The organism is Brucella sp. TWI559 (assembly GCF_039674265.1).
In the GTDB taxonomy this organism is placed as follows: Bacteria; Pseudomonadota; Alphaproteobacteria; order Rhizobiales; family Rhizobiaceae; genus Brucella; species Brucella chromiisoli.
In genome coordinates this window covers 47,690-63,188 of sequence record NZ_JBDJNE010000008.1, presented here as the reverse complement: position 1 = coordinate 63,188, position 15,499 = coordinate 47,690, and the positions used below count along the sequence as shown (strand labels likewise).

The window sequence follows — 15,499 nt, the reverse complement described above, 5'->3', positions numbered from 1 at the left end:
CGGGAAAGGTGTTGACATGCCCGTAGAAATTCTCATGCCCGCCCTTTCTCCAACCATGGAAGAAGGCAAGCTTTCCAAATGGGTGAAAAAGGAAGGCGACAAAGTTACATCCGGTGATGTGATTGCCGAAATCGAAACCGACAAGGCAACGATGGAAGTCGAAGCTGTTGATGAAGGCACAATCGGCAAGATTCTCATCGAAGAAGGCACGGAAGGCGTGAAGGTTAATACGCCGATTGCTATTCTGCTCGGTGAGGGTGAAAGCGCCTCCGACATCGGTTCCGCACTTGCTGCAAAAGCAGAGGCACCGAAGGAAGAAGCAAAAGAAGCGCCAAAGGCTGAAGAAAAGAAAGCCGATAGCGTGCCTGCTGCTCCAAAGGTTGAACTTGCATCTGATCCAGATATTCCAGCCGGTACAGAAATGGTTTCGATGACGGTGCGTGAAGCACTGCGCGATGCCATGGCCGAAGAAATGCGTCGTGACGACGATGTCTTCATCATGGGTGAAGAAGTTGCCGAATATCAGGGCGCCTACAAGATTACGCAGGGTCTTCTTGACGAATTCGGCCCACGCCGCGTTGTCGATACCCCGATCACTGAGCATGGCTTTGCTGGTATCGGTGTCGGTGCTGCTATGGCTGGCCTCAAGCCAATCGTCGAATTTATGACCTTCAACTTCGCCATGCAGGCGATTGACCAGATCATCAATTCGGCTGCCAAGACGCTCTATATGTCGGGTGGTCAGATGGGCGCACCAATGGTGTTCCGTGGCCCTTCGGGCGCTGCTGCGCGCGTTGGTGCACAGCACTCCCAGTGCTATGCCGCATGGTACAGCCAGATTCCGGGCCTCAAGGTCGTCATGCCTTATTCGGCGGCTGATGCGAAGGGTCTTCTCAAGGCTGCAATCCGTGATCCAAATCCGGTCATCTTCCTTGAAAACGAAATTCTCTACGGTCATCATTTCGATGTACCGAAGCTGGATGATTTCGTGCTGCCAATCGGCAAGGCCCGCATTCATAAGCAGGGCAAGGACGCGACCATCGTTTCGTTCGGTATCGGCATGACCTATGCGGTCAAGGCTGCTGACGAACTGGCTGCACAGGGCATCGACGTTGAAGTTATCGATCTGCGCACTATCCGTCCAATGGATATTCCAACGGTTGTTGAATCGGTCAAGAAGACCGGTCGTCTCGTCACCGTTGAAGAGGGCTTCCCGCAGTCTTCCGTTGGTACGGAAATTGCTACCCGCGTTATGCAGGAAGCTTTTGATTATCTCGATGCGCCGATCCTGACGATCGCTGGCAAGGACGTTCCGATGCCATATGCGGCAAATCTCGAAAAGCTGGCTCTGCCAACTGTAGCAGAAGTGGTGGAAGCGGTGAAAACCGTGACCTACACCGCCTGAGGAGGTACTGGACATGCCGATTAAGATCACCATGCCAGCGCTTTCGCCGACCATGGAAGAAGGCAATCTTTCCAAGTGGCTGGTCAAGGAAGGCGACAAGGTAACGTCCGGCGATGTGATCGCCGAGATCGAAACCGACAAGGCGACGATGGAAGTCGAAGCTGTCGATGAAGGCACTGTTGCCAAGCTGGTCGTTCCTGCGGGTACGCAGGGCGTGAAGGTCAACGCGCTGATCGCAATTCTCGCCGAAGACGGCGAGGATGTTGCTGAAGCTGCGAAAGGCGGCGATTCTGCTCCTGCACCAAAGGCCGAAACGCCTAAGGAAGAGCCGAAGAAGGAAGCTGCGCCTGCGGCAGCTTCGGCTCCTGCAAAAGCTGACGCGCCAGCGGCTGCACCGGTAGAAAACAAGGGTGAGCGCGTTTTCGCGTCCCCGCTTGCTCGTCGCATCGCCAAGGATGCAGGCGTTGATGTTGCGGCTGTAAAAGGCACTGGTCCTCATGGCCGTGTTGTTCAGCGTGACGTTGAAGCTGCAATCAAGTCCGGCGGCACGAAAGTTGCATCGGTCGCACCACAGGGAGCGGCATCGGCTCCAAAGCCTCAGTCGGATGATGCCATCCTCAAGCTCTTTGAAGAAGGCACATACGAAATCGTTCCTCACGACGGTATGCGCAAGACCATTGCCCGCCGTCTGGTCGAATCGAAGCAGACTGTTCCGCATTTCTATCTGACCATCGATTGCGAACTTGATGCGCTTCTGGCTCTGCGTTCGCAAATCAATTCGGCTGCACCGCTGATCAAGACGGAGAAGGGCGAGGTTCCGGCCTACAAGCTTTCTGTCAATGATCTGGTGATCAAGGCTGTTGCTCTTGCACTGCGTGATATTCCTGAAGCCAACGTCTCATGGACCGAAGGCGGCATGATCAAGCACAAGCGTGCGGATGTCGGTGTTGCTGTGTCCATTCCAGGCGGTCTGATTACGCCAATCGTGCGTCAGTCAGAATCGAAGACGCTGTCTGCCATCTCCAATGAGATGAAAGACCTTGCCAAGCGTGCGCGTGATCGCAAGCTCAAGCCTGATGAATATCAGGGTGGTTCGACCTCTGTGTCCAACCTCGGCATGTTCGGCGTGAAGGACTTTGCCGCGATCATCAACCCACCACATGCGACGATCTTTGCAATTGGTGCAGGTGAACAGCGTGCAGTGGTTAAGAACGGTGAAATCAAGGTTGCGACGGTTATGTCTGTCACCCTTTCCACCGATCATCGTGCCGTTGATGGTGCTTTGGCTGCTGAACTTGCACAGGCCTTCAAGCGTCACATCGAAAACCCGATGGGTATGCTGGTCTGATATGATTGAACGCCGCGTGTTGTCTGACATGCGGCGTTTGCTTATTTGTAAGCCGACAGAGGTCGGCGATCCGGGAATGCGCACCGCTAAGAATATGCGTATGATGCCGCTTCCCGTTTTCTGATAGATCAAAGGCAGGATAAAATGGCCGACATCTACGACGTTATTATCATTGGATCGGGACCGGGCGGCTATGTCACGGCTATCCGCGCAGCGCAGCTTGGTCTTAAGACTGCGATTGTTGAGCGCGAACATCTGGGTGGAATTTGCCTCAACTGGGGTTGTATTCCAACCAAGGCGCTGTTGCGTTCGGCGGAAGTGCTGCATCTGGGTGAACATGCCAAGGATTACGGCCTCAAGCTTGAAGGCTCGATCAGCGCTGATGTGAATGCAGTTGTTGCGCGTTCGCGTGGCGTGTCGGCGCGTCTGAATGGTGGCGTTGCCTATCTGATGAAGAAGAACAAGATCGACGTGATCTGGGGCGAAGCCAAGCTCGTTAAGGGTGCTTCCGGCAACACGCCAGCAGAGATTTCGGTCGGTAAATCATCGAAGCAGCCGATGCAGCCGCAAAATCCGGTGCCGAAGGGCGTGCTGGGCGATGGCAGCTACAAGGCCAAGCACGTGATTGTTGCAACCGGCGCACGTCCTCGTTCGCTGCCGGGTATCGAGCCGGATGGCAAGCTGATCTGGACCTATTTCGAAGCGATGGTGCCGCAGGCGCTGCCAAAGTCGATGGTGGTGATGGGGTCCGGTGCTATCGGCATTGAATTTGCATCTTTCTACAATGCCATGGGCGTTGATGTGACGGTTGTTGAATTGATGCCAAACATTATGCCAGTTGAAGATGTGGAAATTTCCACCTTCGCGCGCAAGCGTCTGGAAAAGCTCGGTCTCAAGATCATCACCGAAGCCAAAGTGACCAAGGTCGAGAAGGGCACGGATTCCGTGACCGCTAACATTGAAACCAAGGACGGCAAGGTTGAAAAGCTCACCGTTGATCGTCTGATTTCAGCTGTCGGCGTTCAGGGCAACATTGAAAATCTCGGCCTTGAAGCGCTTGGCGTGAAGACAGATCGTGGCTGTGTTGTCATTGACGGCTATGGCAAGACCAATGTTGAAGGCATTTATGCCATTGGTGACGTTGCCGGTCCTCCGATGCTCGCTCACAAGGCTGAGCATGAAGGTGTGATTTGCATTGAAAAGATTGCCGGCCTGCCGAATGTTCATTCGCTTGATAAGCTGATGATCCCGGGCTGCACCTATTGCAATCCGCAGGTTGCATCAGTTGGTCTGACGGAAGCCAAGGCCAAGGAACAGGGCTTTGACATTCGTGTCGGTCGTTATTCCTTCTCGGCAAATGGTAAGGCCATTGCGCTGGGTGAAGATCAGGGTCTGGTCAAGACAATCTTTGATAAGAAGACCGGGCAGCTGCTTGGCGCGCACATGGTTGGCGCGGAAGTGACCGAACTTATTCAGGGCTTTGTCGTTGCGATGAACCTTGAAACCACGGAAGAAGAGCTGATGCATTCGGTCTTCCCGCATCCGACCCTTTCTGAAATGATGAAAGAAAGCGTTCTGGATGCCTATGGCCGGGTGCTGAACGCATAACGAAGAGGTGGTCACATTCCGCTGATTGATAATGAAGGGCCATGGCGGCGCGCCGCATGGCCCATGATTAAATGGTGTACCGTTGGTGGTCTTGCGCTTGGCTTTGCTGTCGGGAGCTTGAGCCTGATCGGCGGAAACACCATATCGGTCAATGGAATGGCGATTGCTGGCTGGTACGGCGTCTGGACACTGGCCTTTGCGCTCGGATTTGGCGGACTTCTGTTTGGCCTGATCTGGGCACTGGTGTTCAGAGCATTAGGAATGGCGGCGAGACGGTAAGCCGCAGTATATTGACGATGTCTCCGGGCGTGCCAAGTTGACAGGGTAGAAGCCAGAGATTACGAACCGGACCCAATTTAGAAGCGTTTCAGATTTGTGATAGCTTCGGATAGGCAGGAAACAGCATGGTTACAGTTCTCGACACGGTGAACCAGAGACGTCTTCGTCATCCGGAGAAGGCACATCGTCCGGACAATGAAATCCTGAAAAAGCCGGAATGGATCCGCGTTAAGGCTCCTGTTTCACGCGGTTATAATGAAACGCGTGAGATTGTTCGTTCGAACAAGCTTGTGACCGTTTGCGAAGAAGCCGGTTGCCCGAATATTGGCGAGTGCTGGGAAAAGAAGCACGCAACCTTTATGATTATGGGTGAAATCTGCACGCGCGCCTGTGCGTTCTGTAATGTTTCAACTGGCATTCCGAAGGCTCTCGATCCGAATGAGCCGGAAAGTGTAGCACGCGCCATCAAGCAGATGGGCCTTACCCACGTTGTGATCACTTCTGTTGATCGTGATGATCTGGCCGATGGTGGCGCGCAGCATTTTGCCGATGTCATTCGCGCGATCCGCGAGGCAACACCGAAGACGACGATTGAAATTTTGACGCCAGACTTCCTTCGCAAGGAAGGCGCGCTTGAAATCGTGGTCAAGGCCCGCCCTGATGTGTTCAATCACAATCTGGAAACGGTTCCGTCGAAATATCTCAAGGTTCGTCCGGGCGCTCGTTATTTCCATTCGATCCGTCTGTTGCAGCGCGTGAAGGAACTCGATCCGACAATCTTCACAAAATCCGGGATCATGGTCGGTCTTGGCGAAGAGCGGAACGAAATCTTGCAGCTTATGGATGATCTTCGTTCGGCTGACGTGGATTTTATGACCATCGGTCAGTATCTGCAGCCAACCCGCAAGCACCATCCGGTGATCCGCTTCGTCACGCCAGACGAATTCAAGTCTTTTGAAACGATTGGCCGTACCAAGGGCTTCCTGCTGGTAGCGTCCAGCCCGCTGACGCGTTCATCACACCATGCCGGTGATGATTTCGCGAAGCTCAAGGCTGCGCGCGAAGCGCAGGTTGCAGCACAGGCTTAAATTCGCATGCCGCAATTCACCAACGTCAGACGCGTTCATCACAGGGCAGACGAAATGTTTGCCCTGGTATCGGACGTAGAAAAATATCCGCAATTTTTGCCGATGTGTGAGGCTTTGTCCGTTCGTTCTCGTAAAGAGAAAGACGGCAAGACGCTTCTGATTGCCGATATGACGGTGGGCTATAAGCTGATCCGCGAGACGTTTACCAGCCAGGTGCTTTTGAAGCCTGAAGAAAACGTCATCGACGTGAAATATGTCGATGGTCCGTTCCGCTATCTCGACAATCGCTGGACTTTTAAACCGGTTGGGGACGGTTCGGAATGCGATGTCGAGTTCTTCATCGATTATGAATTCAAAAGCCGCACGCTTGGGCTTTTGATGGGGTCAATGTTCGATCTGGCGTTCCGCAAGTTTTCGGAAGCCTTTGAGAAGCGCGCCGATGCGATTTACGCTTAAGAATTAAGCGCTTCTAAAACCAGTCCCAGCGCGGACAGCACTGTTTCGTGACGAATATCTTCGCGCGATTTTTCACGAAAGCGGCATTCTTTATGCAACGTGGCAAAGCCTTTGCGTGCGCTGGCAATATGCACGAGGCCGACTGGCTTTTCAGTTGATCCGCCGCCCGGCCCGGCAATGCCTGTCACAGCAATGCTGATGCCTGCGCGGGAGTTGTGAAGCGCTCCTTCCGCCATGGCGATTGCCACTTCTTTTGAAACCGCGCCCAAACGATTGATCAATTCCATCGGAACGCCGATCATTTCATTCTTGGCTTCATTGGAATAGGTGACAAAGCCACGATCCACCACATCGGACGAACCGGCAATATCGGTGAGTGCGCCCGCGATCAGCCCGCCGGTGCAGGATTCAGCTGTCGCAATCATAATGCCGTGTTTGCGACAAGCATTGAGTACGTCGGTGGCTTGAGCTTCCGCAATAAGCGTCATTCTGGCACCTCGCCGGGATAAATCACAGTTGCTGTTACAATAGCGGCAATGCCTTCGCCACGGCCAACAAAGCCCATCTTCTCGTTGGTGGTTGCTTTGACAGATACACGATCCTGCGAAATGCCGAGCATATTGGCCATGGATTCCATCATTGCGGGGCGGTGGGGGCCGATCTTTGGTTCTTCTGCGATGATCGTCACATCGGCATTGGCAATGCGGCCACCCGCTTCACGCACGATCTTGACCGCATATTCAACGAAGATGTGCGATGCGGCACCTTTCCATTGCGGATCGGATGGCGGGAAGTGCGTGCCGATGTCGCCTGCGCCGCGTGTGGCAAGAAGCGCATCAGTCAGGGCATGCAGAGCCACATCGGCGTCCGAATGACCATTCAGTTTCCTGTTATGCGGAATGGCCACGCCGCAAAGCGTGACATGATCGCCGGGTTCAAAGCTGTGAACATCATAGCCATTGCCGGTGCGAATATCTGGAAATGAAGTCATACCTTGCCTCAAACGTTTATCGGCCATTTCAATATCTTTGGCCCATGTCAGTTTTGTATTGTCGGGGGAACCTTCAATGATGCGCACGGGCAGGCCAAAAGCCTCTGCAATGGATGCATCATCGGTAAAGTCTGAGCGGCCGCTAAGATATGCCTTTTCATGCGCATCAAGGATTGGCGCAAAAGGAAAAGCCTGCGGGGTTTGCGCGGAAAAAAGACCAGCTCGTGGAACTGTTGTTTTTACGGTTCCATCACTGGCCGATTGTTTCAGCGTGTCGGATACAGCAAGTGCTGGCAATACGCCTTCTGTTGGTGTCAGCGTGCCGAATATGCCTTCAAGAAAACTCTGGTTGATGAAGGGGCGCACACCATCGTGAATAAGCACATAGTGCGGTGCATCGTTTTTCAGTGCCAGCAATCCAAGCCGTGTTGATTCCTGTCGCGTTGGGCCGCCAATGACGACATGCACGTTTGAATAGTGCCCGGTGATGGCATTTTCATAGAGATTGCGATCATCGGCATGAATGACCACGATGATCTGCTCAATCGCAGAGCATTGCGCAAAAACCCCCAGTGTGCGCGAAAGCACAGCTTCGCCGCCGATGCGCCGATATTGTTTCGGCCCTTCGATGCTTTGTCCTGCCCGTTCGCCGCGTCCTGCGGCTACGATCACTGCTGCTGCCCGTGAAATCTCGCTCGCCTCTGCCAAAAGATTCATCTCGTTCAATGCCGAATAATGCCTTGCGCAAATAATTGCCACACCGCAATGGATTTATCCGCATGAGCATGCGCTTTTCCTTGCGTTCAACACGTCAAATGATTAAAGTGTGTGCTAATTGCATCATGCACACCAAATGAGCATATCTTGATCACTCCTCTCGGTCAGCCTTTAAGCATAGGCAATGTGGTTGTTCCAAACCGCATATTTCTGGCGCCTATGTCCGGCGTTTCTGATCTTCCATTTCGAAAACGTGCCGCCGAAGCCGGTGCGGGAATGGTTGTTTCGGAAATGGTTGCAAGCGCTGAACTCTGCAATCGTCATAAGGAAAGCCTGTTGCGTCTCTCCGGTGAGGGGCTTGGCACGCATGTGGTGCAGCTTGCTGGCCGTGAAGCGCATTGGATGGGCGAGGCAGCCAAGATCGCTGAAGGCGAGGGCGCTGATATTATCGACATCAATATGGGGTGCCCTGCCAAAAAGGTAACGGGTGGCTATTCCGGTTCTGCGCTGATGCGCGATCTGGACCATGCGATGACCTTGGTTGAGGCAACCGTGAATGCTGTGAAAGTGCCGGTTACGCTCAAAATGCGTCTTGGCTGGGACGAAAACAGCATCAATGCGCCGGAACTTGCAAAGCGCGCCGAGGATGCGGGCGTTATGATGGTGACAGTGCATGGGCGTACGCGCTGCCAGTTCTATGAAGGCAAAGCCGACTGGGATGCCATTCATGCGGTGCGCGATGCCGTCAAGATCCCACTGGTTGCCAATGGCGATGTGTCATCATTGGAAGATGCGGAAGAATTGCAGTGCCGTTCGGGTGCTGATGCCGTAATGGTCGGGCGCGCGTCTTATGGCCAGCCATGGCTTGCAGGATTGATTGCGGGCAGCGACTTTGCACCGCGATCAGATCAAGAGATTCTTTCTTATATTATAAGACATTACGAAGATATGCTCGACCATTATGGCAGCAAGACCGGCATTCGCCATTCAAGAAAACATATTGGTTGGTATCTGGATCGTCATGCGGGTGAAGCATTCTCTCACGCAGATAAGGCTGAAATCATGACGCTCACTGATCCTCGAGCGGTTATCGCGGCGCTTTCCCGCGTTTTTCTGCATGAAGCAGACAGAAAGGTCGCATAATGGGTGGTCGAGGAGACATGAACGGTATTCCAGCAATCATTCTGGATGCGATCAATCAGCCTGTGATTATGGTCGGTGCCGACAATCATATTGTCTATGCGAATATGGATGCGGAACAGTTTTTCCGCTCAGGCTCTTCCATTTTGGCGCGCAATCGTCTCGAATCCTTTTTGCCTTTCGGGAGCCCTTTGCTGGCTCTGGTGGATCAGGTGCGCACAGCGCAAGTGCCGGTCAATGAATATCGCGTCGATATTTCATCGCCCAAACTGGGTGCCGAACGTATTGTCGATCTTTATGTTGCGCCGGTTATCGAAACGCCGGGGGCAGTGGTTATTCTGTTTAAAGAAAAGACCATGGCGGAGAAAATCGACCGCCAGATGACCCATCGGGGCGCTGCACGTTCGGTGACAGGCCTTGCTTCCATGCTGGCGCACGAGATCAAGAATCCACTTTCTGGCATTCGTGGCGCAGCGCAATTGCTTGAACAGGTTGTTGGCGATGAAGATCGCCCGCTGGCTCGACTGATTACCGACGAAACGGATCGTATTGTGAAGCTTGTCGATCGCATGGAAGTGTTTTCCGACGAACGTCCAATCGAACGCACGGCGGTCAATATTTATTCGGTGCTGGACCATGTGAAGACATTGGCGCGAAACGGTTTTGCGCGGCATATCCGTTTTATTGAGGAATATGACCCGTCATTGCCGCCAGTTTACGCCAATCGCGACCAGCTGGTGCAGGTATTTCTCAATTTGGTGAAAAATGCTGCGGAGGCATTGGGTGATCGCGAAGGTGCGGAAATTACGCTCTCGACAGCGTATCGTCCGGGGATTCGCCTGCAAGTGCCGGGTGCGAGTGATCGGGTGGCTTTGCCCCTGGAGTTCTGCGTGCAGGATAATGGCCCGGGCGTGCCAGAGGATCTGCTGCCGCATCTGTTTGATCCCTTTGTGACGACCAAGACCAATGGATCGGGGCTTGGACTGGCGCTGGTTGCCAAAATCATCGGCGATCATGGCGGGGTGATTGAATGCGACAGCCATCCATCGCGCACCACATTTCGTATTCTTATGCCGCAGTGGAAAAGTTCTGCCGATAATATGTCTGCAAAGACAGGAGACAAAGCATGATAGCCGGACGTCCGACAGGAACGATACTCGTCGCAGACGACGATGCTGCAATTCGTACAGTGCTAAATCAGGCATTGTCGCGCGCAGGTTTTGATGTTCGGGTTACGTCCAATGCGGCCTCGCTCTGGCGCTGGGTCGCGGCTGGCGATGGCGATTTGGTGATTACAGACGTCAATATGCCGGATGAAAATGCCTTTGATCTGTTGCCGCGCATCAAGAAAATGCGGCCTGATCTGCCGATTGTGGTGATGAGCGCGCAGAATACATTTATGACTGCGATCCGCGCTTCGGAAGCGGGGGCGTATGAATATCTGCCTAAGCCTTTTGATCTGACGGAACTGATCAATATTGTTGGGCGCGCGCTTTCCGAGCCAAAGCATAAGCCTGTTGCGGTTGCTCCTGATGAGCAGTCGGAACACATGCCACTGGTCGGTCGCTCGCCTGCAATGCAGGAAATCTATCGCGTCTTGGCGCGCATGATGCAGACAGATCTCACCATGATGGTGACAGGTGAGTCGGGTACGGGCAAGGAACTGGTAGCGCGCGCGCTTCATGAATATGGTCGCCGTCGCAAAGGGCCGTTTGTTGCTATTAATATGGCTGCAATTCCGCGCGATCTGATCGAATCTGAACTGTTTGGCCATGAAAAAGGTGCCTTTACCGGGGCGCAAAACCGCTCCAGCGGTCGTTTTGAGCAGGCCAATGGCGGCACACTGTTTCTTGACGAAATTGGCGACATGCCGATGGAAGCGCAGACGCGTCTGCTACGCGTGCTACAGCAGGGCGAATATATGACGGTTGGTGGCCGCACACCGATCAAGACCGATGTGCGGATCGTGGCTGCAACCAACAAGGATTTGCGCCAGCTCATTGCGCAGGGGCTTTTCCGTGAAGATCTCTATTATCGTCTGAATGTTGTGCCTTTGCGCCTGCCACCACTTCGTGAGCGCAGCGAAGATGTGCCCGATCTCGTGCGCCATTTCTTTAAGCGGGCAGTGGAAGAAGGGTTGCCAGAAAAGCGTATCACCGCGGCAGGCTTTGATATGATGCGCCGTTATCCTTGGCCGGGTAATGTGCGTGAGCTCGAAAACCTGGTGCGCAGGCTCGCCGCGCTTTATCCGCAGGATGAAATATCTCCCGAAATCATTGAAGCCGAGCTTAAGTCTGAGCTTGCCAAGCCGGATGCCCCGGCAGTTGTTTCGGGTGATCTAGAAAACATAACCATCTCGCAGGTGGTGGAGCAGAATATGCAACGCTACTTCGCATCATTTGGTGCGGATCTGCCGCCGCCAGGGCTTTATCATCGTGTGCTTGCCGAACTGGAATACCCGCTGATTCTTGCATGTCTTACGGCAACGCGCGGCAACCAGATCAAAGCGGCTGAGATTCTCGGGCTTAATCGCAATACGTTGCGCAAGAAAATCAGAGAACTTGGCGTCAACATCTATCGCGGCGCCAAGCAATAAGCCGCCGTTGGTGAACGCACGATAATTTCGCGAAATTTGATCAGTGCGCCTTTTGATCTGATTTATCAGATCGGCGCTCTTGTTTGGTGTTTGTGCATTATCCAGCATAAGGCCGCGTCGCAGTTTTGCTGGAAATGCTATTAACCTGTAAACAATCGTTGCATTTTCGCCACAATGCGTTGCATAGATGCAACGCTATTGGGTAACATGGTTAACATGAACACAGCGAATCTGACCACGGAAATGGACAAAGCGGAGCAATCATCGCGTAGCGGTGAGGGGCGCAGACTTCTTGCGCTGCCTGGTATCATCACCGTTGTTCTGGCGCTGATCACAGCGTCTATTTCTTTTGCCATCCTGATCGGCATTACGCCAATCACGCCGGATCGTGCAGTGACGCTTGCGCTGGTGATTGTTAATGTTGCGCTGATTGTATTTCTCATCCTGCTGATTTGCCGAGAAATCTACCGGATCATCTCGGCACGCAGGTTGGGAAAAGCCGCTTCAAGACTTCACGTCCGTATTGTGGCGCTGTTCTCGTTGATTGCGGCAATTCCCGCAATTGTGGTGGCAATTGTTGCATCGGTCACACTCAATCTCGGTCTCGACCGCTGGTTTGATACCAATACGCGTGACATTGTCAGTTCGTCGCAGAGTCTGACGACGGCCTATATTCGTGAAACGGCGCTCAACCTGCAAAGCACATCATTTTCAATGTTGCAGGAACTGGATGCGCAACGCACACTCTATAGTCTCGATAGAGGTGGTTTCATTCGATATATGACCCTGCAAGCGGGTGGCCGGGGGCTGCTGGGTGCGTTTTTGGTGCGTGAAGATGGGGATGTCGTTGTTAAAAGCGAGACTGGTGTTGAAGCACGCCTTCCAGCACCAACCGAAGATGCTTTGAAGACGGCTGTAGACGGTAAGCCGGTGATCATCCCTCCGGGCAACAGTAATTTTGTTGGCGCAGTTATCAAAATGCGCGAGATTCCAGATCTTTACCTTTATACGGTGCGCTCGGTTGATCAGCAGATTCTTGAAGCCATGCGCCTGATGGAAGCGAACACTGCGCGCTATCAGGAGATGGATGCCAACCGCATTCCAACGCAGATCGCTTTTGCGCTGCTTTATTTCGGTCTGACGCTCATTGTTCTGTTGTCAGCGATATGGACTGGTATTGCTGTTGCCGACCGTCTTGTTCGCCCGATCCGGTTGTTGATCGGTGCTGCTGACGATGTGGCTGCCGGCAATCTTGATAGCTCTGTGCCCGTGCGTTCTTCAGACGGTGACGTTGGCGCGCTGTCTGGCACGTTCAACAACATGGTTGCTGAACTCAAAAGCCAGCGCAATGAACTCTTGTCTGCCAAAGATCAGATTGATGAGCGCCGTCGCTTCTCGGAAGCTGTGCTTTCAGGTGTGACAGCGGGCGTTATCGGCATTGAGTCGGATGGCTCGATTTCTATCCTCAACCGCTCTGCCGAGCATATGTTTGGTGTCAGCTCAGAGGATGCCATCGGCAAGAGCCTGAGTAGCATCGCGCCCGAAATCGGGCAGGCCTTTGAAGTTGCGCGCACAACGGGGCGTACGGTTCATCGTGAGCAGGTCAGTATGACCCGTAACGGTGTTGCACGCACGTATAATGTGCAGGTGACGGTTGAAGATGCAGAATCCGACGATCATTCCTATGTCGTGACCGTCGATGACATTACGGATCTTGTTCAGGCGCAGCGATCTTCTGCATGGGCAGACGTCGCACGTCGAATTGCCCATGAGATCAAAAATCCGCTCACCCCGATCCAGCTTTCGGCAGAACGCATTCGCCGTCGTTATGGTAAGGTGATTGTCGAAGATCGTGAAGTCTTTGATCAGTGTACGGATACGATCATTCGGCAGGTCGGTGATATTGGTCGCATGGTGGATGAGTTCTCGTCTTTTGCGCGGATGCCGAAGCCTGAAATGAAGGCCATGGACATGCGCGAGGCTTTGCGCGAGGCATCATTCCTTATCGAGGTAAGCCGTCAGGACATAAAATTCACCAATGACTATGGTTCTGAAAAGCTGATTGGTTCTTTTGATAGCCGATTGATTGGCCAAGCATTCGGCAATGTTATCAAGAATGCCAGCGAGGCAATTGACGCCGTGCCAAAGGAAGAGCGCGGTGAGGGGCATATCCTCGTTCGCTCGAAAAAGGCGGATGGACAGCTCATCGTTGATGTCATCGACAATGGCAAAGGTTTGCCGCGTGATGATCGTCAGAAGCTTTTGGAGCCTTATATGACAACGCGAGAGAAAGGCACCGGCCTCGGTCTCGCTATTGTTCGCAAGATCGTGGAAGACCACGGCGGACATCTGGAATTGCATGATGCGCCAGCAGATTTTTACGAAGGTCGTGGCGCAATGATACGGATGATTTTCCCTGAAGTTTCCACTGGTTCGTCCGGTTCGGAAGAGGGAAGTCATGGAAACGAGATAATTGGACAGGTGATCTGATATGGCAGCCGATATTCTTGTAGTTGATGACGAAGCGGATATTCGGGAACTCGTTGCCGGTATTCTAAGCGACGAAGGCCACGAAACACGTACGGCCTTTGATGCTGATAGTGCGCTTGCGGCTATTGATGACCGCGTGCCACGACTGGTGTTTCTGGATATCTGGTTGCAGGGAAGTCGCCTAGATGGGCTTGCCCTGCTTGATGAAATCAAGAAGCAACACCCTGATCTGCCTGTTGTGATGATTTCCGGTCACGGCAATATTGAAACGGCTGTGTCGGCGATCCGTCGCGGCGCTTATGACTTTATCGAAAAGCCGTTCAAGGCCGACCGTCTCATTTTGGTTGCCGAACGTGCACTCGAAACATCGAAGCTGAAGCGCGAAGTTTCCAGCCTGCGTAAGCGTAGCGGCAACAGCATGGAGCTCATTGGCGCGTCGCTTGCGATCAACCAGTTGCGTCAGACCATTGAGCGCGTTGCGCCAACCAATAGCCGCATCATGATTACCGGCCCTTCGGGCGCAGGGAAAGAACTGGCTGCGCGCGCTATTCATGCGCAATCGAGTCGCGCCAATGGCCCGTTTGTGACCGTTAATGCTGCAACCATTACGCCGGAACGTATGGAAATTGAGCTTTTCGGCACCGAAATGGATGGTGGTGAGCGTAAGGTTGGTGCACTGGAAGAAGCGCATGGTGGCATCCTTTATCTTGATGAGATTGCCGATATGCCGCGCGAAACGCAGAATAAAATTCTGCGCGTTCTTGTCGATCAACAGTTTGAGCGTGTTGGCGGAACCAAGCGCGTGAAGGTTGATGTTCGTATCATTTCCTCCACAGCACAGAACCTTGAAGGCATGATTGCTGAAGGTACATTCCGCGAAGACCTGTTTCATCGTCTCTCTGTGGTGCCCGTACATGTTCCGCCCCTCGCGTCGCGTCGAGAGGATATTCCTTCTCTGGTCGAATATTTCATGACGCAGATTGCGGAACAGGCAGGCATCAAACCGCGCAAGATCGGCTCTGATGCGATGGCTGTTTTGCAGGCGCATAGCTGGCCGGGTAATATTCGCCAGTTACGCAACAATGTTGAACGTCTGATGATTTTGGCGCGTGGCGATGATCCGGAAGCGCCTATTACAGCCGATCTTCTGCCTGCGGAAATTGGTGACACGCTGCCACGCGCGCCAACAGAATCCGATCAGCACATTATGGCTTTGCCCTTGCGAGAAGCGCGTGAGCGTTTCGAGAAGGAATATCTGATTGCGCAGATCAATCGCTTTGGCGGCAATATTTCACGCACGGCGGAATTTGTTGGCATGGAGCGCTCGGCATTGCATCGCAAGCTCAAGTCGCTTGGCGTATAACGGTAAACAGGCGGGGCT

Annotated in this window: 13 protein-coding genes; 11 read left to right on the top strand and 2 right to left on the bottom strand. The window is 53.3% G+C overall.

Annotated elements, in window-relative coordinates:
* The first annotated feature begins 16 nt into the window (after positions 1-16).
* The 6 genes from ABE530_RS11715 (at position 17) to ABE530_RS11690 (ending at position 6,184) form a co-directional block, all read left to right on the top strand.
* Positions 17-1,405, top strand: coding sequence for a pyruvate dehydrogenase complex E1 component subunit beta (locus ABE530_RS11715; protein WP_499694622.1), 1,389 nt, complete (start codon positions 17-19; stop codon positions 1,403-1,405).
* Positions 1,406-1,418: 13 nt separating this feature from the next.
* Positions 1,419-2,753, top strand: a complete 1,335-nt coding sequence (locus ABE530_RS11710) for a pyruvate dehydrogenase complex dihydrolipoamide acetyltransferase (RefSeq protein ID WP_499694621.1) — start codon at positions 1,419-1,421, stop codon at positions 2,751-2,753.
* Between the two features lie 144 nt (positions 2,754-2,897).
* A complete protein-coding gene (gene lpdA / locus ABE530_RS11705) occupies positions 2,898-4,361 on the top strand; it encodes a dihydrolipoyl dehydrogenase (protein WP_499694620.1) in 1,464 nt (487 codons plus the stop codon).
* Positions 4,362-4,424: 63 nt separating this feature from the next.
* Complete coding sequence (locus ABE530_RS11700) at positions 4,425-4,640, top strand: hypothetical protein (protein WP_265984752.1); 216 nt, start codon at positions 4,425-4,427, stop codon at positions 4,638-4,640.
* Positions 4,641-4,765: 125 nt separating this feature from the next.
* Positions 4,766-5,728 carry a lipoyl synthase gene (gene lipA / locus ABE530_RS11695; RefSeq protein WP_499694619.1) on the top strand — a complete coding sequence of 321 codons (963 nt, stop codon included), beginning with the start codon at positions 4,766-4,768 and terminating at the stop codon, positions 5,726-5,728.
* Positions 5,729-5,734: 6 nt separating this feature from the next.
* Positions 5,735-6,184: a type II toxin-antitoxin system RatA family toxin gene (locus tag ABE530_RS11690; RefSeq protein WP_499694618.1), complete on the top strand. Its 450-nt coding sequence runs from the start codon at positions 5,735-5,737 to the stop codon at positions 6,182-6,184.
* On the opposite strand, the gene ABE530_RS11685 is transcribed toward ABE530_RS11690, so the two are convergent.
* Both ABE530_RS11685 and ABE530_RS11680 read right to left on the bottom strand, forming a co-directional pair.
* Positions 6,181-6,672 (bottom strand): CinA family protein, encoded by a 492-nt coding sequence (locus tag ABE530_RS11685; RefSeq protein WP_499694617.1) that lies wholly within the window; start codon positions 6,670-6,672, stop codon positions 6,181-6,183. The genes ABE530_RS11690 and ABE530_RS11685 overlap by 4 nt on opposite strands.
* Entirely contained in the window at positions 6,669-7,892 is a 1,224-nt protein-coding gene (locus tag ABE530_RS11680) for a bifunctional 2-C-methyl-D-erythritol 4-phosphate cytidylyltransferase/2-C-methyl-D-erythritol 2,4-cyclodiphosphate synthase (protein ID WP_499694616.1), read from the bottom strand. The genes ABE530_RS11685 and ABE530_RS11680 overlap by 4 nt, the downstream gene beginning before the upstream one ends.
* 150 nt (positions 7,893-8,042) lie before the next feature.
* Here ABE530_RS11680 and dusB point away from each other — a divergent pair, with 150 nt between their 5' ends.
* From dusB to ntrX, 5 genes are all read left to right on the top strand, one after another.
* The gene (gene dusB, locus ABE530_RS11675; RefSeq protein WP_499694713.1) at positions 8,043-9,035 is read left to right on the top strand and encodes a tRNA dihydrouridine synthase DusB; all 993 of its coding nucleotides are present in this window, start codon (positions 8,043-8,045) and stop codon (positions 9,033-9,035) included.
* On the top strand, positions 9,035-10,162 hold the full coding sequence (locus ABE530_RS11670) for a two-component system sensor histidine kinase NtrB (RefSeq protein WP_499694615.1): 1,128 nt from the start codon (positions 9,035-9,037) through the stop codon (positions 10,160-10,162). Before dusB ends, ABE530_RS11670 begins: the two co-directional genes overlap by 1 nt.
* Positions 10,159-11,628, top strand: a complete 1,470-nt coding sequence (gene ntrC / locus ABE530_RS11665) for a nitrogen regulation protein NR(I) (protein WP_499694614.1) — start codon at positions 10,159-10,161, stop codon at positions 11,626-11,628. Before ABE530_RS11670 ends, ntrC begins: the two co-directional genes overlap by 4 nt.
* A gap of 174 nt (positions 11,629-11,802) precedes the next feature.
* A complete protein-coding gene (locus ABE530_RS11660) occupies positions 11,803-14,118 on the top strand; it encodes a sensor histidine kinase NtrY-like (RefSeq protein ID WP_499694613.1) in 2,316 nt (771 codons plus the stop codon).
* A gap of 1 nt (position 14,119) precedes the next feature.
* Positions 14,120-15,481 (top strand): nitrogen assimilation response regulator NtrX, encoded by a 1,362-nt coding sequence (gene ntrX / locus ABE530_RS11655; RefSeq protein ID WP_265984645.1) that lies wholly within the window; start codon positions 14,120-14,122, stop codon positions 15,479-15,481.
* Positions 15,482-15,499 lie beyond the last annotated feature (18 nt).